Source organism: Aquipseudomonas guryensis (assembly GCF_014164785.1).
GTDB lineage: Bacteria > Pseudomonadota > Gammaproteobacteria > Pseudomonadales > Pseudomonadaceae > Aquipseudomonas > Aquipseudomonas guryensis.
On record NZ_JACJFN010000001.1, the window covers coordinates 504958 to 529584 of the forward strand.

At 63.3% G+C, this 24627-nt stretch carries 22 protein-coding genes and 2 tRNA genes; 4 read left to right on the forward strand and 20 right to left on the reverse strand.

The genetic code is table 11. The annotated features are described in order from the left end of the window. Positions 1 to 2 precede the first annotated feature (2 nt). The 4 genes from rpsR to rnr all read right to left on the reverse strand — a co-directional run bounded on the left by rpsR (position 3) and on the right by rnr (position 4240). Positions 3 to 233 carry a 30S ribosomal protein S18 gene (gene rpsR / locus H3H45_RS02305; RefSeq protein WP_003246847.1) on the reverse strand — a complete coding sequence of 77 codons (231 nt, stop codon included), beginning with the start codon at positions 231 to 233 and terminating at the stop codon, positions 3 to 5. A 28-nt stretch (positions 234 to 261) separates the two neighbouring features. Then, positions 262 to 684, reverse strand: a complete 423-nt coding sequence (rpsF, locus tag H3H45_RS02310) for a 30S ribosomal protein S6 (protein ID WP_182832136.1) — start codon at positions 682 to 684, stop codon at positions 262 to 264. A gap of 251 nt (positions 685 to 935) precedes the next feature. Further along, the gene (gene rlmB, locus H3H45_RS02315; RefSeq protein WP_182832137.1) at positions 936 to 1682 is read right to left on the reverse strand and encodes a 23S rRNA (guanosine(2251)-2'-O)-methyltransferase RlmB; all 747 of its coding nucleotides are present in this window, start codon (positions 1680 to 1682) and stop codon (positions 936 to 938) included. Then, the gene (rnr, locus tag H3H45_RS02320; protein WP_182832138.1) at positions 1679 to 4240 is read right to left on the reverse strand and encodes a ribonuclease R; all 2562 of its coding nucleotides are present in this window, start codon (positions 4238 to 4240) and stop codon (positions 1679 to 1681) included. Before rnr ends, rlmB begins: the two co-directional genes overlap by 4 nt. 206 nt (positions 4241 to 4446) lie before the next feature. On the opposite strand from rnr, the gene H3H45_RS02325 reads away from it, so the two are divergent. Beyond that, positions 4447 to 4533: transfer RNA gene (locus H3H45_RS02325), tRNA-Leu, on the forward strand. A gap of 108 nt (positions 4534 to 4641) precedes the next feature. Continuing rightward, a tRNA-Leu gene (locus tag H3H45_RS02330) sits at positions 4642 to 4728 on the forward strand. A 96-nt stretch (positions 4729 to 4824) separates the two neighbouring features. Here H3H45_RS02330 and H3H45_RS02335 read toward each other — a convergent pair. The 13 genes from H3H45_RS02335 to H3H45_RS02395 all read right to left on the reverse strand — a co-directional run bounded on the left by H3H45_RS02335 (position 4825) and on the right by H3H45_RS02395 (position 19862). After that, on the reverse strand, positions 4825 to 6759 hold the full coding sequence (locus H3H45_RS02335) for a methyl-accepting chemotaxis protein (RefSeq protein ID WP_182832139.1): 1935 nt from the start codon (positions 6757 to 6759) through the stop codon (positions 4825 to 4827). A gap of 153 nt (positions 6760 to 6912) precedes the next feature. Further along, on the reverse strand, positions 6913 to 8208 hold the full coding sequence (locus H3H45_RS02340) for an adenylosuccinate synthase (RefSeq protein WP_182832140.1): 1296 nt from the start codon (positions 8206 to 8208) through the stop codon (positions 6913 to 6915). A gap of 55 nt (positions 8209 to 8263) precedes the next feature. Beyond that, positions 8264 to 9451: an ATP phosphoribosyltransferase regulatory subunit gene (locus H3H45_RS02345; protein WP_182832141.1), complete on the reverse strand. Its 1188-nt coding sequence runs from the start codon at positions 9449 to 9451 to the stop codon at positions 8264 to 8266. A 35-nt stretch (positions 9452 to 9486) separates the two neighbouring features. Continuing rightward, positions 9487 to 9672: a DUF2065 domain-containing protein gene (locus H3H45_RS02350; RefSeq protein ID WP_182833113.1), complete on the reverse strand. Its 186-nt coding sequence runs from the start codon at positions 9670 to 9672 to the stop codon at positions 9487 to 9489. 111 nt (positions 9673 to 9783) lie between these two features. Continuing rightward, positions 9784 to 10653 (reverse strand): protease modulator HflC, encoded by an 870-nt coding sequence (gene hflC / locus H3H45_RS02355; protein ID WP_173209720.1) that lies wholly within the window; start codon positions 10651 to 10653, stop codon positions 9784 to 9786. Then, a complete protein-coding gene (gene hflK, locus H3H45_RS02360; RefSeq protein WP_182832142.1) occupies positions 10653 to 11801 on the reverse strand; it encodes an FtsH protease activity modulator HflK in 1149 nt (382 codons plus the stop codon). Before hflK ends, hflC begins: the two co-directional genes overlap by 1 nt. Positions 11802 to 11897: 96 nt before the next feature. Further along, positions 11898 to 13199, reverse strand: coding sequence for a ribosome rescue GTPase HflX (gene hflX, locus H3H45_RS02365; RefSeq protein WP_182832143.1), 1302 nt, complete (start codon positions 13197 to 13199; stop codon positions 11898 to 11900). Between the two features lie 12 nt (positions 13200 to 13211). Further along, positions 13212 to 13466: an RNA chaperone Hfq gene (gene hfq, locus H3H45_RS02370; protein WP_173209726.1), complete on the reverse strand. Its 255-nt coding sequence runs from the start codon at positions 13464 to 13466 to the stop codon at positions 13212 to 13214. 96 nt (positions 13467 to 13562) lie between these two features. Next, on the reverse strand, positions 13563 to 14534 hold the full coding sequence (gene miaA, locus H3H45_RS02375; RefSeq protein WP_182832144.1) for a tRNA (adenosine(37)-N6)-dimethylallyltransferase MiaA: 972 nt from the start codon (positions 14532 to 14534) through the stop codon (positions 13563 to 13565). Between the two features lie 31 nt (positions 14535 to 14565). Next, the gene (mutL, locus tag H3H45_RS02380; RefSeq protein ID WP_182832145.1) at positions 14566 to 16443 is read right to left on the reverse strand and encodes a DNA mismatch repair endonuclease MutL; all 1878 of its coding nucleotides are present in this window, start codon (positions 16441 to 16443) and stop codon (positions 14566 to 14568) included. Beyond that, positions 16440 to 17891, reverse strand: coding sequence for an N-acetylmuramoyl-L-alanine amidase (locus H3H45_RS02385; protein WP_220494110.1), 1452 nt, complete (start codon positions 17889 to 17891; stop codon positions 16440 to 16442). The genes mutL and H3H45_RS02385 overlap by 4 nt, the downstream gene beginning before the upstream one ends. A 19-nt stretch (positions 17892 to 17910) precedes the next feature. Beyond that, complete coding sequence (gene tsaE / locus H3H45_RS02390; protein WP_182832147.1) at positions 17911 to 18375, reverse strand: tRNA (adenosine(37)-N6)-threonylcarbamoyltransferase complex ATPase subunit type 1 TsaE; 465 nt, start codon at positions 18373 to 18375, stop codon at positions 17911 to 17913. Further along, entirely contained in the window at positions 18363 to 19862 is a 1500-nt protein-coding gene (locus H3H45_RS02395; RefSeq protein WP_182832148.1) for an NAD(P)H-hydrate dehydratase, read from the reverse strand. The genes tsaE and H3H45_RS02395 overlap by 13 nt, the downstream gene beginning before the upstream one ends. A gap of 64 nt (positions 19863 to 19926) precedes the next feature. On the opposite strand from H3H45_RS02395, the gene queG reads away from it, so the two are divergent. After that, positions 19927 to 20997 (forward strand): tRNA epoxyqueuosine(34) reductase QueG, encoded by a 1071-nt coding sequence (gene queG, locus H3H45_RS02400; RefSeq protein WP_182832149.1) that lies wholly within the window; start codon positions 19927 to 19929, stop codon positions 20995 to 20997. A gap of 17 nt (positions 20998 to 21014) precedes the next feature. Here queG and orn read toward each other — a convergent pair whose 3' ends face one another. Together orn and H3H45_RS02410 are read right to left on the reverse strand one after the other, a co-directional pair. Beyond that, complete coding sequence (orn, locus tag H3H45_RS02405; RefSeq protein ID WP_182832150.1) at positions 21015 to 21560, reverse strand: oligoribonuclease; 546 nt, start codon at positions 21558 to 21560, stop codon at positions 21015 to 21017. Between the two features lie 41 nt (positions 21561 to 21601). Beyond that, positions 21602 to 22372, reverse strand: a complete 771-nt coding sequence (locus tag H3H45_RS02410; RefSeq protein WP_182832151.1) for a class I SAM-dependent methyltransferase — start codon at positions 22370 to 22372, stop codon at positions 21602 to 21604. A 122-nt stretch (positions 22373 to 22494) separates the two neighbouring features. Here H3H45_RS02410 and rsgA point away from each other — a divergent pair, with 122 nt between their 5' ends. Further along, positions 22495 to 23526: a small ribosomal subunit biogenesis GTPase RsgA gene (rsgA, locus tag H3H45_RS02415; RefSeq protein WP_182832152.1), complete on the forward strand. Its 1032-nt coding sequence runs from the start codon at positions 22495 to 22497 to the stop codon at positions 23524 to 23526. Positions 23527 to 23580: 54 nt separating this feature from the next. Here the strand turns inward: rsgA and motB are convergent, their stop codons facing one another. Then, entirely contained in the window at positions 23581 to 24624 is a 1044-nt protein-coding gene (gene motB, locus H3H45_RS02420) for a flagellar motor protein MotB (RefSeq protein WP_182832153.1), read from the reverse strand. Positions 24625 to 24627 lie beyond the last annotated feature (3 nt).

Sequence of the window (24627 nt, forward strand, 5' to 3'; positions counted from 1 at the left end):
TATCAACGGCCGTGGCTGTCGGTGTAGGGCAGCAGGGCCAGGAAGCGGGCGCGCTTGATAGCGGTGGCCAGCTGACGCTGATAACGAGCCTTGGTACCGGTGATACGGCTAGGAACGATTTTGCCGGTTTCCGAGATGTAGGCTTTCAGGGTGTTGAGATCTTTGAAATCGATCTCTTTCACGTCTTCAGCGGTGAAACGGCAGAATTTACGACGACGGAAGAAACGTGCCATGTGATTGGCTCCTCAATAGATCCGTGGATTACTCGTCAGCGTTGTCGCTGTCGCTGCTATCGCTGTCATCGCCATCGGCGGAGTCAGCGTTCTCAGGACGGTCACGACGCTCACGGCGCTCGCTGCGGTTTTCTTCAGCCTTGAGCATCTCGGACTGGCCGGTAACGGCTTCGTCGCGACGGATGACCAGGTTACGGATCACGGCATCGTTGTAACGGAAGTTGTCTTCCAGCTCAGCCAGGGCCTTGCCGCTGCACTCTACGTTCAGCATGACGTAGTGAGCCTTGTGGACGTTGTTGATGGCGTAAGCCAGCTGACGACGGCCCCAATCTTCCAGACGATGTACTTTGCCGCCGTCTTCCTCGATCAGCTTGGTGTAACGCTCAACCATGCCGCCGACTTGCTCGCTCTGGTCCGGGTGAACCAGAAAGATGATTTCGTAATGACGCATAAATGCTCCTTACGGGTTGTAGCCTGCCACTGGATGCGGTCAGGCAAGGAGTGAATATCACTAGTTGGTCTTGCCGGGCGGAGGGCGCGCAAACGCCTGCCGTCACGGCAAGGGGCGACATTCTAGAGAAGCCCCCTGCCAGGCGCAAGGCAAACTGGCGATTATTTGAACAGCCAAGCCTGAGCGAGTCGCCATATGCCTAACGAAAAACGGCGCCTCACGACGCCGGTTTTCTGACCCAGGGACAGGCTCTAGCGCTTGGCCTGGCGCTGACGCACCGCCTCGAACAGGCAGACGCCAGTGGCGACTGAGACGTTGAGACTGCTGACGCTACCCGACATCGGCAGCTTGACCAGGTAATCGCAGTGATCACGGGTCAGGCGGCGCATGCCCTTGCCTTCCGCGCCCATGATCAGCACGGTCGGCCCGGTCAGGTCCTGCTGATACAACTCCTGCTCGGCCTCGCCGGCCGTGCCGACCAGCCACAGGCCGCGCTGCTGGAGCTTCTCCAGGGTGCGCGCCAGGTTGGTCACGGCGACCAGCGGGATTACTTCGGCCGCCCCGCAGGCGACCTTGCGCACAGTGGCGTTAAGGGTCGCCGACTTGTCCTTGGGCACAATCACCGCCAACGCACCGGCGGCATCGGCAGTGCGCAGGCAGGCACCGAGGTTGTGCGGATCAGTCACGCCATCCAGCACCAGCAGCAGCGGCGGCCCTTCGCGACGGTCGAGCAGCTCTTCGAGCATGGCCTCGCCCCACACCTGGCTGGGGCTGACTTCCGCCACCACGCCCTGATGCACGCCCTCGGCCCACTCGTCGAGCTCGCGGCGATCTTTCTGCCCGACCGGCACCCGATTCTGCCCAGCCAGCTCGACCAGGGTCTGCACCCGCGGATCATGCCGGCTTTCCGCCAGCCACAGCTGTTTGACCCGCTTCGGGTGGTGACGCAGCAGCGCCTCTACGGCGTGTACGCCGTAGACCTTTTCCAGCTGACTCATGACTTGGCCTTGCGCTTACGTGGCTTGCCGGCAGCCGCTGGCGCGCTACCTGTCTTGGGCGCGCCCTTGCGATGGCTGGAAGTCGGCTTTTTCGCCGCACCATCGCCACCACGACCAGCTGCAGACTTGCCGCCAGCCTTGGCCCCGGAGAGCAGCGCTTTTTTCAGGTCGCGACTCTTCTGCACATCGGTATTGCCAACCACGCCGCCAGCCGACTCGCTCCTGCCGCGACGAGAGCCAGACGCCTTGTCGGCACCCGTTTCGCCACGCTCACCGCTACGCTTGCGCCCGACCGGCGCACTGGCTGCACCTTCGGACAGCTCGAAGTCGATCTTGCGCTCGTCGAGGTCGACGCGCATGACCTTCACTTCCACGCTGTCGCCGAGGCGGAAGCTGCGCCCGCTGCGTTCACCGGCCAGGCGGTGATGCACAGGATCGAAGTGGTAGTAGTCGCCCGGCAGCGCGGTGACATGCACCAGGCCTTCGACGTAGATGTCCTTCAGCTCGACAAACAGGCCGAAGCCGGTCACCGCCGTGATCACACCCTCGAAGGTCTCGCCGACGCGATCCTTCATGAACTCGCACTTGAGCCAGTTAACCACGTCGCGGGTGGCCTCGTCGGCACGCCGCTCGGTCATCGAGCACTGCTCGCCGAATTGCTCCAGGGCCGGCTCGTCGTACGGGTAGATACGCGCACGCGGCATGCTGGTAGCGCCGGCACGGCGCACGTGCGGGGTATCCAGCTTGGAACGCACGACACTGCGAATGGCGCGATGCACCAGCAGGTCCGGATAACGACGGATCGGCGAGGTGAAGTGGGTGTACGCCTCGTAATTCAGACCGAAGTGGCCATGATTGTCGGCGCTGTACACCGCCTGGCTCAGCGAGCGCAGCATCACGGTCTGAATCAGATGGAAGTCCGGACGCCCCTGGATGCTTTGCAGCAGCTTCTGGTAGTCCTTCGGCGACGGACCGTCCTTGCCCTTGTGCAGCCCCAGACCCAGCTCGGTGAGGAAAGCCTTGAGCTTCTCCAGACGCTCCGGCGGCGGTCCGTCGTGCACACGGTAGAGCGAGGGAATTTCATGCTTCTGCATGAACTGCGCGGTGGCGACGTTAGCCGCCAGCATGCATTCCTCGATCAGCTTGTGCGCGTCGTTGCGCTGGGTCGGGCGGATTTCCGCGATCTTGCGCCCGGCCCCAAAGATGATGCGGGTTTCCTGGGTCTCGAAGTCGATGGCGCCGCGCTCGTGACGGGCCGCCAGCAACACCTGATACAGGGAATAGAGCTGCTTGAGGTGCGGCAGGACGTCCTTGTATTCCGTGCGCAGGGCCTTGCCTTCGCTGCTTTTCGGTTGTTCCAGCATGGCACTGACCTTGTTATAGGTCAGGCGCGCATGGGAGTGGATCACCGCCTCGTAGAACTGGTAATCGACCAGCTTGCCGGCCTTGGACATGGTCATCTCGCAGACCATGGCCAGGCGATCGACATGCGGATTCAGCGAGCACAGGCCATTGGACAGTTCTTCCGGCAGCATCGGAATCACGCGCTCGGGGAAGTACACCGAGTTGCCGCGCTTCTGCGCTTCATCGTCCAGCGCCGAACCGACTTTGACGTAGTGCGACACGTCGGCGATGGCCACATAGAGTTTCCAGCCGCCGGAAAACAGCTTCCAGGCACTGCTGTTCTTTTCGCAGTAGACCGCATCGTCGAAGTCGCGAGCATCTTCACCGTCGATGGTAACGAACGGCAGATGGCGCAGGTCGACGCGCTTCTCCTTGTCGGCCTCTTCCACTTGCGGCTTGAGCTTGTGCGCTTCCTTGACCACGGCGTCCGGCCAGACATGCGGGATGTCGTAGCTGCGCAGCGCCACATCGATCTCCATGCCCGGCGCCATGTAGTTGCCGACCACTTCGACAATATCGCCCTGCGGCTGGAAGCGCGCGGTCGGCCAGTGAGTAATCTTGATCGCGACGAACTGACCGACCTTGGCATCGCCATGACGACCCGGGGTGACCAGCACTTCCTGCTGGATCTTCGGATTGTCGGCCTCCACGTAACCGATACCGGCCTCCTCGAAGTAACGGCCAACGATGGTCTCGTGGGCGCGCTCGATCACTTCGACGATGGCGCCTTCACGACGACCACGCCGATCGAGACCGGAAACTCGCGCCAGCGCGCGATCACCGTCGAAGACCAGGCGCATCTGCGCCGGACTGAGGAACAGGTCATCGCTGCCGTCATCCGGCACCAGGAAGCCGAAGCCATCACGGTGACCACTGATGCGACCACGGATCAGGTCGAGCTTGTCGACCGGGGCATAGGTGCCGCGGCGGGTATAGATCAGCTGACCATCGCGCTCCATCGCACGCAGGCGGCGACGCAACGCTTCTTCCTGGTCTTCCGTGGTCAGTCCCAGCTCGGCCATCAACTCCTCACGGGCAGCGGGCGAACCGCGCTCGGACAGGTGCTGCAGGATCAGCTCACGACTAGGGATGGGGTTTTCGTATTTTTCCGCCTCGCGGGCGGCCTCGGGGTCGAGGGATTGCCAATCGGCCATTAAATGAAATTACCTTTACGCATATATAGATGTGTTTGCCATGTGCCTATTGAAGCGCGAAAACGCATCGGGGGTCAGCTTTTCAATCGACAATAATTTTTTTGCTGTCAGGGGTTTACAAGAAAAAACACCGCCCGTATTATTCGCGCCCACAACGTTGCTGAGACGTTGTACCACGGAAACGTTGAGCAATCATTGTTTCTTGTGCCCAGGTGGCGGAATTGGTAGACGCACTAGGTTCAGGTCCTAGCGGTGGCAACACCGTGGAAGTTCGAGTCTTCTCCTGGGCACCATTATTCAGCAACCGAGCCGCTGGCTCGGTTTCGTTTTTACGGAGCAGCAAAGCCGTACCGACCAATCGGTAGCCGCTGCAAGAAGTCGATGAGCAATCATCGCAATGTGCCCAGGTGGCGGAATTGGTAGACGCACTAGGTTCAGGTCCTAGCGGTGGCAACACCGTGGAAGTTCGAGTCTTCTCCTGGGCACCACTCTTCAAAACAAAACCGAGCCTCTGGCTCGGTTTTGTCTTTTCTGGCATCTGAAAATACCCGAGGCGGAGCGCCCCCCGCCCGACGCACACACATTCAAACCTTGAACTGGGCGAAGCTGGCCTTGAGCTGATTGACCAGCCCCTCCAGCACCCGGCCACTGGCCGCGGTTGCACTGACCTCCCCCGCCGCGCGCTGGGCCTCGCTATGAATCACCTCGACGCGACCGCGCACCGCGCTGGCGCCATCGGCCTGATGCGCCGCTGCGCGGGTGGCGGTATCGATGGCACCATGCACCTCATCCACCGACGCCTGCACCGATTGCTGCAGGCGCGCACTATCACGCAGCGCTTGCAAACCTTCGGTCGCCTGCTCACCCGCCTGACCAATCACCGCCACCGCTTCACGCGCACCTTGCTGTAGTGCCGTTATGTGCGCCTGGATATCGCCGGTAGACTGCTGGGTCTTGCTGGCCAGCGCGCGCACCTCATCCGCCACCACGGCAAAGCCGCGACCACTTTCGCCTGCACGTGCCGCTTCGATGGCCGCGTTCAGCGCCAGCAGATTGGTCTGCTCGGCGATCGAGCGAATCACCGTCAGCACTACTTCGATCTGCTCGCTCTGCTGGGCCAGACGCTCGATCACTGCCGAGCCGTTATCCACCCGTGCCACCAGCGCCTCGATCAAGCCGCCGACCTTCTGGGCAATGGCGGCATTTTCATGGGCTGCCTGCCGGATCGCCAGGACCCGCTGCTGGGCATCATGCATGGCCTGACTTTCCGCCTGAGCAGCACCGGCCATTTCCTCAAGCGCCTGCAGACTGCCAGCCACTTCATCACGCTGACGCACAGACGCCGCCTCGGCTGACGCACTGCGCAGGGCCAGACTGCGAATTTCCTCGCCGGTACGCTGCGCCACCTCGCCCGCCTCGCGCACGATGGGTTGCAACTTAGCAATGAAACGATTGACCGCATCCGCCATATCGCCGACCTCATCAGCGCTATCCAGCTGCACGCGCCGAGTCAGATCGCCCTCGCCCGCCGCCAGATCCTGCAATGCCGCGATCAGCAACTGCAGTCGACTCAACACCCGCCAACCCAGCACCAGCGCCACCGCCACCAGCATCAGCAGCCCCACTACCAGCAGACCGACCGCGATGCGCCAGCGCAGGGTCTCGGCAGCTGCCTGCACGGTTTCACCACCATTGCGCGCCATATCCTGAGTCGCCTGCTCGGCCAGCTGCAGACGCTGCTGCAAGGCCTGAGCACTCTCCTGCGCCGCACCCGCCAGGCTGTTGTCGACCAGCTGGCCGGCATTGCCGACCAGGGTGGCAAAGCGACCATCAAGGGCCGTCAGCTCCTTCTCAATCGCATCCAAGGAAAGGCCGAGCTGGATCTTTCCAATGGGGGCGCCCATCGGATTGATCTCGACCTCAACCATATGCACCCGCGGATCTCGTGACGCAGCGTCCACTAGGCGCTCCAGCGGCGTCTTGCCCTGCCCAGCCGCCACCAGCTCGCGCACCTGCGCACTGCTGCGATTGAAGTTGCGGGTCAGGCGCTGGCCCTGCGCGTCGTAGTAGACCGCAAACAGCACAGCAGGATCGCGCTGCACGATGCGCGTGAATGCGGTCAGGGCTGGCGCATCGTTGTCCCAGATAGCCTTGGGCGCCACGCCAGCCAAAAGCTGCGCCATGGAATTGCCGGATTGCTTGAGGCTCTCTTCCAGTACCAAGCGCAGCTGCGCCTGCTCGCTTTTCAACTGGGTCGAAAGGCCACTACCCAGGCGCTCACGCGTATTGACCGAAAGTGCGGCCATACCAGTACGCATTTCCTCTTCGGCCTTACCCAGCTCAACCGCCAGGCGCTCGCTCTCACCACTCAAGCGCTGAGTCAGCTCACGCACCAGGCCATCGACCGTGGCATGCGTCAACCATACCGCCAGCCCGACCTGCACCAGCATGGCCACACCGAGCGCGATGAACACCGGCCGCAGCAGTCGGCTACGTAACAACGAGAAAAGAACGGACACTACTCAACTCCTTCCGCCAGAGATGCCCACGCCATTGCATCGGCAGCGGGCCATAAAGCTGTACCCCAAAGCAAGGTATAGGCCAGCCTGGTGGCTTGCGCTTAAAAGCAGAAAGGCCGCTCGAGAGCGGCCTTTCTGTCAACGCAGCAGCAATCAGGCGAACGGATGGCGCAGGACGATGGTCTCGTTGCGATCCGGGCCGGTGGAGATGATGTCGATCGGCGCACCGACCAGCTCCTCGATGCGCTTGATGTAGGCACGCGCGGCCGCCGGCAGCTCTTCCAGGCTCTTGGCGCCCAGGGTCGACTCGCTCCAGCCCGGCATTTCCTCGTACACCGGCTGCAGACCGATATAGCTGTCGGCATCGGTCGGTGCATCGACCAGCAGCACGCCTTGAGCGTCCTTGTAACCGGTGCAGATCAGCAGCGACTCCAAACCATCCAGCACGTCCAGTTTGGTCAGGCACAGACCGGAGATGCTATTGATCTCGATGGCGCGACGCAGGATCACGGCATCGAACCAGCCGCAGCGACGAGCGCGACCAGTGGTCGAACCGAATTCGTGGCCGCGCTTGGCCAGGAAGGCACCGGTCTCGTCGAACAACTCAGTCGGGAACGGGCCGGAACCGACACGGGTGGTGTAGGCCTTGGTGATACCGAGGATGTAGTCCAGGTACAGCGGACCGAAACCGGAGCCGGTAGCAGTACCGCCTGCGGTGGTGTTGGAACTAGTGACATAGGGGTAGGTGCCGTGGTCGATATCCAACAGCGAACCCTGAGCCCCCTCGAACATGATGTCCTTATCGGCACGCCGCAGGTCATGCAGGGTGGCAGTGACGTCAGCCATCATCGGACGCAGCAACTCGGCGTAGGCCATGCACTCGTCGAGCGTGGTCTGGAAATCCACAGCTGGCTCTTTGTAGTAATTGACCAGTACAAAGTTGTGATAGTCCAGCAGTTCGCCGAGCTTGGCAGCGAAACGTTCACGGTGGAACAGGTCGCCAACGCGCAGGCCGCGGCGCGCCACCTTGTCTTCGTAAGCCGGGCCGATGCCGCGGCCAGTGGTGCCAATCTTGGCAGCGCCACGGGCCTTCTCGCGAGCCTGGTCGAGCGCTACGTGGTAGGAAAGGATCAGCGGGCAGGACGGGCTGATACGCAGGCGCTCGCGCACCGGCACACCCTTTTCTTCCAGCTTGGTGATCTCGCGCATCAGGGCATCGGGAGCAACCACCACACCGTTGCCGATCAGGCACTGCACACCTTCGCGCAGGATGCCGGACGGGATCAGGTGCAGCACGGTCTTCTCGCCGTCGATGACCAGCGTGTGGCCGGCATTGTGGCCGCCCTGGTAGCGCACAACGGCCGCTACGTGCTCGGTCAGCAGGTCGACGATCTTGCCCTTGCCCTCATCACCCCACTGGGTGCCCAGGACCACGACATTCTTACCCATAACACTTTTCCTCTTTGCGGAAGCTCGATGCCGGCCGCAGCCGGCGGAAAATCATTCAGAACGCCAGGGGCGCGACCTGCCAACGACCGTCACACAGCTGCAACTGACGATCACAGCCAGCCTCGGCGGCAGCAGCAATTTCCTGACCGGGCAGCGCCTGCACTACGCGCACGCCTTCACGGCGCAGGCGCTGCACGGCTTGCCACAGGTAGACATCGTGACTGTCCGGCGCCCAGACACCCGGCGCCGGCTCATCGACCTGCATGTTGCCGAGGCTGACCAGGGTTTTCAGGTCGGTGGAGAAACCGGTAGCCGGGCGGGCACGACCGAAATCGGCGCCGATGTCGTCATAGCGACCACCCTGAGCGATCGACTGACCGACACCCGGCACGAACGCAGCGAACACCGCCCCCGTGTGATAGCGGTAACCACGCAACTCGCCCAGGTCGAAGTACAGCGGCAACTCGGGATAACGCAACTCCAGCTCGTCGGCGATGGACACCAGCTCATCGAGCGCCCCATGCACGTCGGCCGGCGCATCGACCAGGCAAGCCTGGGCCAGCTCCAGTACTTCGCGCCCGCCACACAGCTCGGCCAGCGCACGCAGCATGGAAGCCAGCGCGACAGGCAGGTTGTCGGTCAATGCCGCCACTTCATCCACGGCCTTGCGCTGCAGGGCGTCGAACAACTGCTGCTCGACCTCGCCAGACAGCTCGGCGGCACGCGCCAGACCACGGTAGATGCCGACATGGCCGAGATCCATATGCACATCGGGCACGCGGGCCAGCTCAAGCATGTCGAGCATCAGGCTGATGACTTCTACGTCACTGGCCGGACTGGCGTCGCCATACAACTCGGCGCCCAGCTGAATCGGGCTGCGCGAAGTGGACAGGGCGCGCGGCTGCGCATGCAGCACGCTGCCGGCATAGCACAGACGGCTCGGTCCTTCGCGGCGCAGGGTGTGCGCATCGATGCGCGCCACTTGCGGCGTGATGTCGGCACGAAAGCCCATCAGGCGACCGGATTGCGGATCGGTCACCTTGAAGGTGCGCAGATCCAGATCCTGGCCAGCTCCGGTGAGCAGGGATTCGAGGTATTCGATGTGCGGCGTCACGACAAATTCGTAACCCCAGCACTGGAACAGATCCAGCACCTGGCGGCGTGCCGCCTCGATACGCGCCGCTTCTGGCGGCAGTACTTCTTCGATGCCATCTGGCAGCAGCCAGCGGTCTACCGTTGCCATTTCGCCATTCCCCTCTCGGTCCGGGCGGCAAGCCTTCAGTGAAGCAGATACAGGAGAGCGGTTCCCAGCAGCATGCTGGCCAGCCCCATCAGACGCAGCTGCCGATCAGACAGCTGCACCAACTGCGCGAGTGCATCGCGCCAGCGTCGCGGATAGAGGAAAGGCAAGACGCCTTCCAGCACCAACATCAGACACAACGCGATGCCAAATTCCTGCCACATGATTCCTGCAGACGCAAAAAAGCCGGGCTTTTTACCCGGCTGGCCCATGATAACACGTTTTCCCCGATGGTCACCCCGACGGGCCGAATGGCCGCGCCGGGACTCTCTGAATCAAGGTTTGGATTGCTGCATATAGCGGAAGAACTCGCTATCCGGATCGAGCACCAGCACATCATTCTTGCTGGAGAAGCTGTCACGGTAGGCGCCCAGGCTGCGATAGAACGCGTAGAACTCCTGGTCCTGGCCGTAAGCTGCGGCATAGATGGACGCCGCCTTGGCATCACCATCACCGCGCACCTCCTCGGACTCGCGGTAGGCTTCAGCCAGCAGCACGCGCTTCTGCCGATCGGCATCGGCGCGAATACCTTCGGCCAGCTCCTTGCCCTTGGCACGATGCTCACGGGCCTCTCGCTCACGCTCGGACGCCATGCGATCGAACACACTGCGATAGACCTCTTTGGGCAGATCGATGGCCTTGACGCGCACGTCGACCACTTCGATGCCCAGCTCCTTCTGCGCCATGCCATTGAGCGACTTGGTGATCGCCGCCATCAGCGCATCGCGCTCACCGGACACCACCTCATGCAGCGAGCGGGTACCGAACTGGTTGGACAGTGCGGAGACCAGACGCTGCGACAGGCGATCATCGGCAATCTGCTTCTGGCCCGAAGTCGCAGTGTAAAAGCGCTCGGCATCGGCCACTCGCCACTTGGCGTAGGCGTCGACCATCACCGCCTTTTTCTCCAGGGTCAGTACACGCTGGATCGGCGATTCCAGGGTCAGCAGACGACCGTCGAACTTGCGCACCTGGTTGACGATCGGCATTTTCACATGCAGACCGGGCTGCACATCGGCCACCTGGATCTTACCGAACTGCAGCAGTACGGCCTTTTCCGTCTGGGTAACGATGTAGAAACTGTTCCAGGCCACCACAGCCAGGACCAGGCCCGCGATCAGGGCAAACAGCGATTTATTGCTCATCAGCGGCTCTCCCTCGCGCGCAGGTCACGACGCTCCAGATCACTGATGATCCGGGTTGCCGTTTCACTGCTGGCCGCCGGCGCGGCGCTGGCAGCACCTGCGGCGCCACGACCTTCGATCATTTTATCCAGGGGCAGATAGAGCAGGTTGCTCTGGCCGTCCTTACCGGTTACCAGCACCTTGCTGGTGTTGCGGTAGACCTCCTGCATGGTGTCCAGGTACAGGCGCTGACGGGTAATTTCCGGCGCCTTGCGGTACTCGGCCACCAGCTTGCTGAAGCGATCAGCCTCACCCTGGGCACGGGAAACCACTTCATCGCGGTAACCGTTGGCATCCTCGATGATGCGCTGGGCCTGACCACGCGCCTCAGGCACCACGCCATTGGCATAGGTTTCCGCCTGGTTCTTCTCACGCTGCTCGTCTTCACGAGCACGGATCACATCGTCGAAGGCATCCTTGACCTCAGCCGGCGCCGTAGCACGCTGGATGTTGACCTGAGTAACCGTGATGCCGGTGCCGTAGTTGTTGAGGAAGGTCTGCAGACGCGTGCTCACTTCCACCGACATCTGCTCACGGCCGAGGGTAATCACCTCGTCCATCGAGGTGGAGCCGGCGACATGGCGGAGGGCACTCTCGGTGGCGTGCTGCAGGCTGATTTCCGGCTGATCGACATTCAGCACGAAGTCTTCAAGATTGCTGATCTTGTACTGCACAGTCAGCGGCACCTCGACGATATTCTCGTCCTCGGTGAGCATCTGCCCCTGCACGGAGAAGGTCCGCTCGCGCGTCACGTTCTCCTGGAACTTCTTGTCGAAAGGCGGGAAATAGATATTCAGCCCCTGCCCTACCGTCTCGTGATACTTGCCGAGACGCAGGACCACCGCCTGCTCCTGAGCATCGACGATGTACACGGCATTCCAAAGCCAGACCAGGAATAGCAGACCCAGGCCGATGCCGAGCAGGCCGAAGCCGCCACCACCTTCGCCATTGCCACTGCGTTTCTTGCCGCCACCAAAGATGCCGTTGAGGCTCTCTTGCAGCTTGCGGAAGGCCTCATCGAGATCCGGCGGCCCCTGCCGGCCACCGCCTTTGCGGCCACCCCAGGGATCCTGATTGTTCGAATTGCCACCCGGCTCATTCCAAGCCATAGCGCTCTCCATCTGATAAAGCGAAGACGCGCCCACGGCGCGCCGCCCAATGCTACAGAATGCCCGCGGCTTGCCGCAAAAACGATGCGGCAGGCTTTATTGCAAAGTGTGTTGTTCGAGGAATTCCTGCGGCTGCCAGCCTTCGCGACTGACCAGCCGATTCAACTCTACACGCGGCAGGCGAATGGCCAAGAGAATATCGCCCTCTTCGTCATGCTCTTCGCTCTGCACTGCGTTCAACGCAAAGAATTGCGCACGCAAACGCCCCAGGCGCTGCGGCAAACGCAGGGTACCGACAAACAGATCCTCACCGAGCAGCTCTGCCACAGCCTGGCGCAGCAACTCCAGACCCTTGCCGTCACGCGCCGACAGCCATACGCGCAGCGGCTTGCCGTCGCCGTCACGCTGAATCTGCGGCTCGACGTGCTCCAGCAGATCGATCTTGTTGTACACCTCAAGCATCGGCAGCTCGTTGGCACCGATCTCGCCCAGCACGGCCATGACCTGCTCGATCTGCTGGTCGCGCTCCGGCTCGTAAGCATCAATCACATGCAGCAGCAGATCAGAGTTGCTCGACTCTTCCAGGGTGGCGCGAAACGCCTCGACCAGCTTGTGCGGCAAGTGACGGATAAAACCCACGGTATCGGCCAGCACCACCGGCCCCAGATCATCCAGCTCAAGACGACGCAGGGTCGGATCGAGGGTGGCGAACAGCTGGTCGGCGGCATACACCTCGGAGGTGGTCAGCGCATTGAACAGGGTGGACTTGCCGGCGTTGGTATAGCCCACCAGGGATACCGAAGGAATGTCCGCGCGCTTGCGCCCGCGTCGCGCCTGCTCCCGCTGGCTGCGCACCTTCTCGAGCTTCTGCTTGATCTGGCGAATGCGTACACGCAGCAGACGGCGGTCAGTTTCCAGCTGGGTTTCACCCGGGCCGCGCAGACCGATACCACCTTTCTGCCGCTCAAGGTGGGTCCAGCCGCGCACCAGACGGGTACTCATGTGATCCAGCTGGGCCAGTTCAACCTGCAGCTTGCCTTCATGGGTACGCGCGCGCTGGGCGAAGATATCAAGAATCAGGCCGGTACGGTCGAGCACCCGGCACTCGAAGACGCGCTCTAGGTTGCGCTCCTGGCTGGGTGTGAGGGTATGGTTGAAGATGACAAGGTCGACTTGTTCGGCCTTGACCAGGTCACGCAGCTCCTCAACCTTGCCACTGCCAACCAGAAACTTGGCGGTCGGCTGATGACGCGGCACGTTGACGAAGGCTGCCACATCCGCACCGGCAGACAACGCCAGCTCGCGGAACTCCTGCGGGTCTTCACGCGCCTCGGGATTCTGGCCATCCAGGTGAACGAGGATGGCCCGCTCACCACCACCGTGGCGCTCAAAAAACAAGGCAGACTCCCGTCAAATGTTGCCCGGCTCGGTCTGCTCGCCTTCGGTTGCGCTCGGCAGGCGGACTGGGCGACTCGGCACAACGGTAGAGATGGCGTGTTTGTAGACCATCTGGCTGACAGTGTTCTTCAGCAGAATGACGAACTGGTCGAAGGATTCGATCTGGCCTTGCAGCTTGATGCCGTTCACCAGATAGATGGAAACCGGTACGCGTTCCTTACGCAAGGTATTCAGGTAAGGGTCTTGTAGCGAATGCCCTTTTGACATGTGCCGCACTCCTGTAGGGTCAAAATGTAGTAAAGCAAAGGTGGCTTATGCCGTATCACACCCAATAAGCAAGGATAGACGGCCGCCGAAGAGGTCTCACTTCAATATGGAGACCGAGTTCAGGTATTTCAAGGCACAAGAAAGATTGTCACTGGCCAGACTGTCCAGCCAATGCAGGTTTTCCCAGCTGCGCAGCCACGTAAACTGCCGTTTGGCCAGCTGACGCGTGGCAATGATCCCCCGCTGCGTCATTTCGTCGCGATCCAGCTGACCGTCCAGATAATCCCACACCTGGCGGTAACCGACTGCGCGAATCGACGGCAAACCTGCGTGCAGATCACCACGCCGGCGCAACGCTTCGACCTCTTCGACAAAGCCTTGTTCCAGCATCAGGTGAAAACGCTGGGAAATCCGGGCGTGCAACACTTGTCGCTGCTCCGGCGCAATGGCGAAGTGCGCCACAGTATAAGGCAAATGTGCCATTCCGGGTGCGCCACAGCCGCTATTTTCAGCGGCTTGCTGCTGCCTGTGCGCCGTCATGCTCAGGCCACTGACCCGATAAACCTCCAGCGCACGGGTGAGACGCTGCGGATCATTAGGGTGGATACGCGCGGCCGACTCCGGATCGATTTCGGCCAGCTCGCGATGCAGGGCCTGCCAGCCATCGACGGCGGCGCGCGCCTCGATCTCAGCGCGCACGCTCGGATCGGCGCCGGGCATATCGGCCAGTCCTTCAAGCAGCGCCTTGAAATACAGCATGGTGCCGCCAACCAGCAGAGGAATACGTCCACGCGCAGTGATTTCGGCCATCGCCACCAGGGCGTCGGCACGGAATTCGGCAGCGGAATAGCTTTCGGCCGGGTCACAAATATCGATCAGCCGATGCGGATAACGCTCCAGGGTGGCGCGATCCGGCTTGGCGGTGCCGATGTCCATGCCCCGGTAGATCAAGGCCGAGTCGACGCTGATCAGCTCGCAGGGCAGGGCATCGGCCAGGGCCAGGGCCAGATCGGTCTTACCGGCGGCGGTCGGGCCCATCAGGAATATAGCGGGAGGTAGTGCATTCATAGACAACGGCGCTCCAGGCGCGGAATGCGACTCAGCGGCCGCGCAGGAACAGCTTGTCGAGATCATCCATGCCCAACTGGGTCCAGGTCGGCCGGCCATGGTTGCACTGGCCACTGCGCTCGGTCTGCTCCATGTCACGTAACAGCCCGTTCATCTCGGGCAGGGTCAGGCGCCGATTGGCGCGCACCGCGCCATGGCAGGCCATGGTCGCCAGCAGCTCGTTGAGATGGGCCTGGATGCGGTCACTGGTGCCGTATTCGAGCAGATCGGCGAGCACGTCGCGCACCAACTGGGTCGCCTCGGCCTGCTTGAGCAAGGCCGGGATCTGGCGGATTGCCAGGCTTTCCGGGCCCAGGCGCTGCAGCTCGAAGCCCAGACGCTGAAACCAGCTGCCATGCTCCTCGGCGCAATCCGCCTCGCGCTGGCTCAGGGCAATGGACTCCGGCACCAGCAAGGGCTGGCCGCGAAGGCCTTCGCTGGCCATGGCGGTTTTCAGGCGTTCGTAGGTGATGCGTTCGTGGGCCGCGTGCATATCCACCAGCACCATGCCCTGGGCGTTTTCGGCGAGGATGTACACACCCTTGAGCTGAGCAAGGGCGTAACCCAGCGGCGGAATATCGCCCTGAGCCTGCGGCAGACCAACCGGCGCCGACTCGGGCAGTGGGGCGAAATACTCGCGATAGGCGCCCTGGGACTCGGCAACCGGTACAGACGACTCGGGACGCGGCGCCTGGTAGCCGGCACCCGGCGAACGCCAGACCGAGCCCTGCGCAGCAGGCTGCTCAAGCATGTTGGCCGCCAGCCCCATCTCGCCCTGCGGGCCGAATTCACCAGCAGCCTGCCCACTCGGACGTACCATCTGACTCACCGCTGCCGGGGCCGCCAGCTGATCTTCCGGACGCACTTCACCGAGGGCGCGATGCAGGGTGCCGTAAAGGAAGTCATGCACCATGCGCCCATCGCGGAAGCGCACTTCATGCTTGGTCGGGTGGACGTTGACGTCGACTACCGCCGGATCGATTTCGAGGAACAGCACAAAGGTCGGATGACGGCCGTTGAACAGCACGTCACGGTAAGCCTGGCGCACCGCATGGGCGACCAGCTTGTCGCGCACCATGCGGCCGTTGACGTAGAAATACTGCAGGTCCGCCTGGCTGCGCGAGAAGGTCGGCAGACCGACCCAGCCCCACAAGCGCAGGCCGCTGCGCTCGATCTCGATGGGCAGGGCCTGCTCGAGGAAAGCCGGGCCGCACACCGTGGCGACACGGCGGGCACGACTGACCTCATCCGGCGCTTCGTGCAGGGCGAATACGGTCTTGGCGTTATGGCGCAGGTGAAAAGCCACATCGAAGCGGGCCAGGGCCAGGCGCTTGATGACTTCCTGCAGGTGATCGAATTCGGTTTTCTCGGCGCGCAGGAACTTGCGCCGCGCCGGGGTATTGAAGAACAGGTCACGTACTTCCACCGAAGTACCAACCGGATGCGCCGCCGGCTGCACCCGCGCCTCCATATCGCGGCCTTCGGTTTCCACCTGCCAAGCCTGCTCGGCGTCGGCAGTGCGCGAGGTCATGGTCAGGCGCGCCACCGAACTGATCGAGGCCAGCGCTTCACCACGAAAGCCCAGGCTGATCACGCTTTCCAGGTCTTCCAGCTCGCGAATCTTGCTGGTGGCATGCCGGGCCAGGGCCAGCGGCAGGTCGTCAGCAGGAATACCGCCGCCGTCGTCGCGCACCCGCAGCAGCTTGATCCCACCCTGCTCGACTTCCACGTCGATGCGCCTGGCGCCGGCATCCAGACTGTTCTCCAGCAACTCCTTGATCACCGAAGCCGGCCGCTCGACCACCTCACCGGCAGCAATCTGGTTCGCCAGCCGCGGACTGAGCAGCTGGATGCGCGCCCCACCACTCACGGCTGAGCCGCCAGCGCAGTAGCAGGGATACTCAGGGTCTGGCCGACCTTGATCACGTCCGAACGCAGCGAGTTGGCACTGCGCAGGGCAGACAGGCTGACCTGATAGCGCTGGGCGATCAGCGCCAGGCTCTCGCCGGACGTGACCACATGCTCACGCGGCCCCGGGGCGATTTTGCCGGTATCGCGCAGCCAGGCGACATAGGTGCCGGGCGGCGGGTTCTGCTGGAAGAACTGCTTGACCCCCGTGGTGATCGAGCGCGCCAGGGCCTGCTGATGACTGTGGCTGGACAGCTTGCGCGCTTCGTTGGGGTTGGAGATGAAGCCGGTCTCGACCAGAATCGAGGGAATATCCGGCGACTTCAGCACCATGAAACCGGCCTGTTCGACCCGGCGCTTGTGCAGCGGGGTGATGCTGCCCATGTTGCTCAGCACTTTCTGCCCGACATTCAGGCTGGAAGACAGCGAAGCGGTCATCGACAGATCGAGCAATACACCGGCGAGCATGCGGTCCTTGTCGTCGAGGCTGACGTTACCGGCACCACCGATCAGATCAGACTGGTTTTCGCTATCCGCCAGCCAGCGTGCGGTTTCCGAGGTGGCGCCGCGATCCGACAGGGCGAATACCGAAGCGCCAAAGGCTGCAGCACGAGGCGCGGCATCGGCATGAATGGAGACGAACAGGTCGGCGCCCTTCTTGCGGGCGATCTCGGTACGCCGACGCAGCGGAATGAAGTAATCACCGGTACGCACCAGTTCGGCACGAAAGCCCTTCTCGGCATTGATCTGCCGCTGCAGTTCCTTGGAGATCGCCAGGGTCACGTTCTTCTCGAAGAGCTTCTTACCTGGGCCGAGGGCGCCTGGGTCTTCGCCACCATGACCGGCGTCGATGGCCACGACGATCTCACGCTTGCCACCGGGGATTGGTGGTAGCTTGCTCGGCGCAACCGCAGGCACAGCGGGGACCGCTGGAGCTTGCGCGACATTGCCAGTGTTCGTCGCCGGTGCAGCCGCAGGAGCGCTTGAGGCACCAGGGGCCTCCTCATCGAACAGGTCGACCACCAGGCGATGGCCATATTGCTGATTAGGCGCGAGGGTGAAGCTCTTGGGTGATACCGTCGCAGACAGGTCGAGCACCAGGCGCAGATCGGTGGGCGAGCGCTGCGCCGAGCGCACCGAGGTTATCGGCGTATTGCTCAGCGACAGTTGATCGAGTCGGGCAGCCAGGGTGGCGCCATTGACATCGATGACGATGCGATTGGGCGCCGCCAGGGTGAACACGCTGTGCTGCACCGGGCCAGACAGGTCGAAGACCAGGCGGGTGTTATCCGGCGCACGCCACAGGCGCACACTGCGCACTTCCGTCGCGGCCAGCACGTCGACAGCCAACGCCGCCAACAACAGCCCTACTCCGCCAAACAGCGCACGCATGCGCATAGCCTTCCCCATTTTTATAGACAAACTCTTATTAGGCAGCACATAAGGCCGTGCACCACGCCTCGGCCCGCGCACTGTGCGGTTGCAGCAGCAGCGCACGACCGGCCTCTTGCGGGCTAATGGTAATGTCCAGGTCAGCCTTTGGCAAAACGCCGACACCGCGCTGCGGCCACTCGATGAGGCACAGTGACGCGCCGTCGAAGTAGTCGCGGATACCGAGAAACTCCAGCTCCTCGGGATCGGCCAGACGGTACAGGTCGAAATGGAAGATGCGCTTGTCACCCAGCTCGTAGGGCTCGACCAGGGTAAAGGTCGGACTCTTCACCGCCCCGGCATGGCCCAAGCCGCGCACGATGCCGCGCGAGAGGGTGGTCTTGCCCGCCCCAAGATCGCCATGCAGATAGATGATGCCCCGCCCTTCGGTCAGTACGGCCAGGCGTGCACCAAGGGCCAGCATGGCCTCCTCGCCCTCGGCATAAAGACTTACTGCAGGCATGCACAATGCTCCTCAAGCAACTGACGAATGGTAGGAATCAGATCGCTGGCCGCCAGACCTCGACCACCAGCACCAAGCAGCTGCCCGGCGCTGGCATGCAGCCAGACACCCAGCGCCGCTGCATCGAAGGCGTCCAGCCCCTGACCGCGCAGAGCACCGATCAGCCCGGCCAGGACATCGCCGAGGCCGGCGCCGGCCATTGCCGGATGGCCGCGATCAGCCAGTAGCAGGCGCCCGTCAGGTGAGGCGATCAGGCTGCCAGCGCCCTTGAGCACCACCACAGCCTGGTAGCGCTGCGCCAACGCCAGCGCCGCCGCCGGCCGATCGACCTGCACCTCGGCCGTGCTGCAACCGAGCAGGCGCGCGGCCTCGCCGGGGTGCGGGGTGAGCACGCTGTCGGCCGGCAATTCGGCAGCTCCGTCAGCCAGCAGGTTGAGTGCATCGGCATCCCATACCTGCGGCCGCGGACTGGCCGCCACCGCACTGAGCAGGCTACGCCCCCAGGCCTGGCGCCCCAGGCCTGGGCCGACCACCAGCACATCGGCCTGCTCGCAGAGGCGCGGCAGCTGATAGGTCGAGTCGGTCGCCATGCACATGATTTCCGGACGCCGCGCCAGGCTGGCGGCCACATGCTCGCCGCGGGTTGCCAGCGTCACCAGACCCGCCCCGCTGCGCAGGGCGCTTTCCGCCGCCAGCAGGGCCGCGCCACCGAAACCGCGATCACCGGCCACCACCAGCACATGGCCGAACAGCCCCTTGTGAGCGGTACGCGAGCGCGGCGCCAGGCGCGGCACATGGGCGCCAGCCAGGCGCAGTGCCGTGCAGGGCTGCGCCGCAACCAGTTGCGGGTCGGCTTGCAGGTCGTCGAACTGCAGATCGCCAATCCAGTCCGGCGCATCGCCGGTGAACAGGCCGAGCTTGAGGCCGATAAAGCTCACCGTCAGGTCGGCACGCACGGCATGCTCGGCTACCTGGCCGTTATCGGCATGCAGCCCGGAGGGAATATCCAGCGCCAGCACCGGCAGGCCGCTGCCGTTGATCTGCTCGATGGCGGCGGCGTAGGGCTCGCGCAGTGCTCCGTGGAAGCCGGTGCCGAGCAGCCCGTCGACCACGATGCCGCACAGTTGCGCATCAGCGCTCCAAGGCTCGATCGCCACGCCAGCCGCCAGCGCGGCCTGGTAGGCCGCCGCGGCATCGCCGGCCAGCCTGTCCACCGCACCCACTGCCAGCACCCGTACCGCCCAGCCGGCCTTGTGCGCCAGCGCCGCCAGCAGATAAGCGTCGCCCGCGTTATTGCCCGAGCCGGCCAGCACGCTGACCTCCCCCGCCTGCGGCCAGCGCCGGCGCAAGGCACGCCAGGCGGCATGGGCGGCGCGCTGCATCAACTCGAAGCCGGGCGTACCGGCGGCGATCAGGCGTGCATCCAGCTCACGTACCTGGGCGGCGCTGTACAACGGCAAGGGCAATTGGTCTTGGGTAAGCGACATGGTTCGGTGATTCCGGCGAGGTCTGGCAGAATTATACCCATCTCCCTCCGGTTACCACTCCAGCATGTCGACCTCCCTTCCCGATCTCGTGCACCTGGCGCAATCCATCAAGGATTGGGGACGAGAGCTGGGCTTCCAGCAGGTCGGCATCACCGACGTGCAGCTGGGCGAGCACGAGCAGCACCTGCAGCGCTGGCTGGACGCCGGCTACCAGGGCGAGATGGACTACATGGCCGCGCACGGCAGCAAACGCTCGCACCCGGATGAACTGGTGCCGGGCACCCTGCGCGTGGTCTCGCTACGCATGGACTACCTGCCCGGCGACACCCAGATGGCCGAGCGCCTGGCCCAGCCCGAGCATGCCTATGTATCGCGCTATGCGCTGGGTCGCGACTACCACAAGCTGATCCGCAAGCGCCTGCAGCAACTGGCCGAACGCATCCAGGCCACCATCGGCCCGTTCGGCTACCGCGCCTTCGTCGACAGCGCACCGGTACTGGAAAAAGCCATCGCCGAAAAAGCCGGGCTCGGCTGGATCGGCAAGAACACCCTGGTACTCAATCGCAAGGCTGGCAGCTGGTTCTTCCTCGGCGAGCTGTTCGTCGACCTGCCGCTGCCGGTGGACGAGCCGCATGCCAGCGAGCACTGCGGGCGCTGCAGCGCCTGCCTGGACATCTGCCCGACCAATGCCTTCGTCGGCCCCTATGTGCTGGATGCGCGCCGCTGCATTTCCTACCTGACCATCGAGCTGAAAGGCGCGATTCCCGTCGAGCTGCGCAGCCTGATCGGCAACCGTGTATTCGGCTGCGACGATTGCCAGATCGTTTGCCCATGGAACCGCTTCGCCCGCCCCACCAGCCAGGGCGACTTCCAGCCGCGTCACGGCCTGGATAACAGCTCGCTGGCCGAACTGTTCCTGTGGAGCGAGGCGGAGTTCCTCAGCCGCACCGAAGGCTCGCCGCTACGCCGCAGCGGCTACGAGAACTGGCTACGCAATCTGGCCGTTGGCCTGGGCAATGCGCCGTCGAGCATTCCGGTGCTGGAAGCGCTCAAGGCACGTCGCGAACATCCGTCGGCACTGGTGCGCGAGCATGTCGAGTGGGCGCTGACGCGCCATGAAAAAGGCCCGCACTAGGCGGGCCTTGAGTCATCTCACACTTTCAGGAAGTGCTGACGATAGTGCTTGAGCTCGGCGATAGACTCGCGGATATCGTCCAGCGCCTGGTGGGTGCCCTGCTTCTGGAAGGAGTCCTTGACCTGCGGCGCCCACATGCCGGCGAGGATCTTCAAGGTCGACACGTCCAGGTAGCGGTAGTGGAAGTAGGCTTCCAGGTTCTGCATGTATTTATAGAGGAAGCGCCGATCCTGGCCGATGCTGTTGCCGCAGATCGGCGACTTGCCTTTCGGCACCCACTGCTCGAGGAAGGCAATGGTCATGGCCTCCGCCTCGGCCGGGCCGATCTTGCTCTCGCGCACGCGTTGGGTCAGGCCGCTCTCGCCGTGGGTACGGGTGTTCCACTCGTCCATGCTCGCCAGCAGCTCATCACTCTGGTGCACGGCGATCACCGGGCCTTCGGCAAGGATATTCAGGTCGCTGTCGGTGACGATGGTGGCCATCTCGATGATGACGTCCCGCTCCGGCTCCAACCCGGTCATTTCCAGGTCGATCCAGATCAGGTTGTTGGGGTTCTGCGGCATGACGGTTACTCCTGAGTCCAAGGCGCCAGTTTAGCAGCAGGCTACAGCTGCCAGAGCAACAGGCGTGAGTCGCGCCAATCGTGCAGCTCGATGATTTCCTGCGCCGGCACCTGCGGAATCTCGAAACTGTTGCTGATCAGCAGAGCGCCAGGGCGCATTTCTTCGCGCGCTTTCTGCCACAGCTGCGCCATCGGTGCCGGCGAGAGGAAGCAATAGACCACATTGTACGGGGCCAACGCCTCACGCCACAGGCTGCGGTAGCGCACCCGGCAATTGCGGTACGGCAGGCAACGCAGCCAGGCGCAGAGGAATACCAACGGCGCCGTCTCCACCCCATGCAGGCGCGCCTGCGGGTAGTCACGCGCCAGCTGCACCAGAGTGCCCGCCAGGCCGCAACCCAGGTCAATGAAGCGAAAATCCGCCGGCAGCCCGGCCAGGCGCTCGCTCAGGCGCTGGCGGGTGCGCGCGCCGCTGAGGTATAGCGGCACCTGTTCACGAAAGCTGTTCCAGTTGATCAGCAACAGCAGCAGAAAAGCGCCGAGAAACCACCAGGACGGCAACTCGCGCACCTGCAGGGCCAGCAGCGCCGGCACGAAGACGAAGTTGAGCGGCAACCACCAACGGCGCAAGCCCAGCCAGTGCCCCAGCGCTGCGGCCAGGCCGCCCTGCAAGACGGCAGCCTGCCACAGCGGCAGGCGCCAACCCGCCAGTTGCTTGCACAGCACCAGCAGCAGCGCCACGCCGAGCAGGGCCAGCAACTGGGCCAGCAACGCCAGCATGGCCGGGTAGCGATTACGCAAAAGATCGAACATGGCTCGACGGGCATCCAGCAGTCATTGAAGGCAGCGCCTGTTGTACCAGCTCAGGACTCTCCACAGCCAGCACCCGGGCCGCGTGCTAAACTCGCGGCCGTTTCACTTCCCCCGGAAAGGTCATGGCCAAACGCCAACTCACCCGCCGCCAAAGCTGGCGCATCGATAAAGTTCAAGAAGAGCGTGCCGCCCGCGCTGCCAAGCGCGAATCACGCATGATCGACGAGCTGGAGGGTGGTGACCTTGGCCCGGAGCAGATCGGCCTGGTAATCGCCCACTTCGGCATTCAGGTCGAGGTCGAGGCGCTGGATGGCGAACAGGCCGGCCAGGTCTGCCGCTGCCACCTGCGCACTAACCTGCCAACCCTGGTCACCGGTGACCGCGTGGTCTGGCGTGCCGGCAACCAGGGCATCGGCGTGATCGTCGCGCAGCTGCCGCGCAGCTCCGAGCTGTGCCGCCCGGACATGCGTGGTCAGCTCAAGCCGGTGGCCGCCAACGTCGACCTGATCGTCATCGTCTTCGCCCCGCTGCCACACGCCCACGCCAACCTGATCGACCGCTACCTGATCGCTGCCGAGCACGCCGGCATCCAGCCACAACTGCTGCTGAACAAGGCGGATCTAGTCGATGAGGAGAACTCGGCCCATCTCAACGGACTGCTCACCACCTACCGTCAGCTGGGCTACCCGCTGCTGGAAGTGTCCGCCCACGAAGGTGGCGGCATGGATGAACTGCAGAAGCGCCTGGATGGGCATGTCAGCGTGTTCGTCGGCCAGTCCGGGGTCGGCAAGTCATCCCTGGTCAACAGCCTGCTGCCCGGCGTCGACACCCGCGTCGGCCCGCTGTCTGAAGTCACCGGCAAGGGCACCCACACCACCACCACCGCGCGCCTGTTCCACTTCCCTGGCGGTGGCGAACTGATCGACTCCCCCGGCATCCGCGAATTCGGCCTCGGCCATGTCAGCCGCGAAGACGTCGAGGCTGGTTTCATCGAGTTCCGCGACCTGCTCGGCACCTGCCGCTTCCGCGACTGCAAGCACGACCGTGAGCCGGGCTGCGCGCTGCTCAAGGCCTTGGAAGATGGCCGCATCCAACCAAACCGGATGGCCAGCTACCGGCACATCCTGGCCAGCCTGCCTACCGCGGAATACTGAGTCTAGAAAGCAGAAGGCCGCGAAATCCGCGGCCTTCTTGTTTCTACGCACCTACTACTCGCTGGGCTCATCGAACTGCAGGGCGCCGTCTTCGAAGATATTCAGCTTCTCGCGCAGCTCCGGTGCCGCCACCGGTGCGTCTGCCGCCGGTGGCTCGGCACCGAAGGGATCAATTCCGGCATCCGGCAATCCATCGGCAGGCGGGGCGACCTCACCATCACCGTCCTGCTCACCCTCGATGGCGCGCTGGGCCTTCTTGGTCAGCACGATGATATCGATGCGCCGATTGACCGAATTGAACGGATCGGTGCGGTCGAACAAGGCTGACGATGCGTAACCCACCACCCGCGCAACGCGCTCGTCCGGGTAGCCACCGGCGACCAGGGTGCGGCGCGCGGCGTTGGCACGGTTGGCCGACAGTTCCCAGTTGCCGAACTCGCCTTCGCCTGCAAAGGGCTTGGCATCGGTGTGACCGCTGACGCTGATCTTGTTCGGCACGGCCTTGATGGTTTCGGCGAGGATCAGCAGGATGTCCTCGAAGTACGGCTGTAGGCGCGCACTGCCAAGGTCGAACATCGGCCGGTTCTCGGCATCCATGATCTGGATGCGCAGGCCGTCCTGGGTGATCTCGAAGAGGATCTGGTCCTTGAATTTCTGCAGCTGCGGGTTCTCGTCGACCTTGGTCTGCAACTCCTGCAGGAGCATCTCCAGACGCTCCTGCTCGATCTGCTCGGCCAGTTGCTCGGCCTGCTTGATCTCCAGCTCCTCGGGCGTGTCCTCGGTATCCACCGTGGACTCCGGAGCATCCGGGGCATCTTTCATCTCCGGATTGAGCGTGCGATCAGGCGCTGGTGTCGGCGTACCACCGAGGTCGATGACGTAGGGACTGGCGCTTTCAGTGAAGCCAATAGGATCCTGGAAGTAGCCGGAAATCGCCCGCTTCTGTTCGGGCGTGGCCGAACTCATCAGCCACATCACCAGGAAAAACGCCATCATCGCGGTGGCGAAGTCGGCAAAGGCAATCTTCCAGGCACCACCATGGTGGCCGCCGGCGACCTTCTTGACCCGCTTGACGATGATTGGCTGGTTGTTTTCCATGGC